Origin of the sequence: Bacteroides sp. MSSM.1001136sp1_RTP21357st2_D2_RTP21359_211015, assembly GCF_040913205.1 — a bacterium.
Classification (GTDB): Bacteria; Bacteroidota; Bacteroidia; order Bacteroidales; family Bacteroidaceae; genus Bacteroides; species Bacteroides ovatus.
On the sequence record NZ_JBDFVF010000090.1, the window covers coordinates 1 to 1,263 of the forward strand.

The window sequence follows — 1,263 nt, forward strand, 5'->3', positions numbered from 1 at the left end:
ATCTCTCTTTTGTTGTTTCTTAATGTAGCCAATGCAATTTTCGCCAGTACGGAGAAGTTTAATGCTGATATATTTCTTCTTCTGGTATTATCTTCATGGAAATTGACATCTAGCTGCCAATGTAGATTATTCTCAATTTCCCAGTGTTCTCTACTATTTTTAAGTATCTTCTGCGCATCAGGTTCCAAGGAAGATATAAAACATCTTTTTTCCACTGTAGTGCCTTTGTTTGTATTTCTGGTATTCTCTATATATCCGAAAGACTGTATATTTTTCCACTTCTTTCTAATATCTGCTCCCAGAAAACCAGGATCGTTGCAGCAATAGCAGATTCTCGACTCATTCCTGCCATGTCCTTCTTCATGCGTCTCATATTTGTCAAATCGTACTGTTGTACCTTTTGATACAATACTTTCTGTTACTGACAGTACTATTTCCTTTAATTTCGGTTGATTATCTTTCACTATAAAAATGTAGTCACCTTCTCCCTTTATGACTTTCTCTGCAATTGTACGCTGGCATCCTAAAGCGTCAATTGTAATAATACAATCTTTTATACACAACATATCTAATAATTCAGGAATGACAACTATCTCATTTTCCTTTTCTTGTGTACATAACTGTCCAAGGGAGATTCCCAGTTCTGTTGCAAATGCACTGATGACATGCAATTTGTACTTTCCCGTATTCGAATCAGGAAGCACTCCTTGTTTACGATGACGCTTGTCCTGTTCGGATTCATAGGCTCCTCGTATGGTTTTACCATCAATGGCTATATGCCCCGAATAACATTTGAGAATGCTTTGGACCCATTGCCTATAAGATTCTTCAAATTTTAAAGGATCTAATGCCGAGAAAAAGCGATTAAATGTATCATGGGAAGGGATACCATTAAAATTGGAAAGCTTGGCTGCAAAAAAAGATTCTTTACTTTTACCAAAGTCTTCTATTGAATTCCAAGTATCAGCGCCACATATAACAGCAGAAATTGCAATAAGAACAATGGTACTGGCCTGATGTTTTTTACAACGGTCTATCCGGTTATCTATCAATATTAATGAATCAGCAAATTCATGTAGGTTGCTGATCTCAATCTTTCTTTTAGTTTCTTGCTTCATTTTAATTGTGATTTATAATCACGTAAATGTACTCAAATAATATTGTAAATGAAAGATAAATATCTTATTAATAAGATGAAAAGACAATATTGGTGTAAGATAAATGTATAAAAGATTAAGGAAAGAGTATAATGCGTTTTCCCTG

General features: G+C 34.5%; 1 protein-coding gene. It reads right to left on the bottom strand.

Going from position 1 to position 1,263, the window contains the following annotated elements:
* The coding region (locus tag AB5217_RS24875) for an ISAs1-like element ISBaov2 family transposase (protein WP_032844891.1) at positions 1 to 1,118 on the bottom strand (1,118 nt) is incomplete at its 3' end.
* Positions 1,119 to 1,263: the final 145 nt, after the last annotated feature.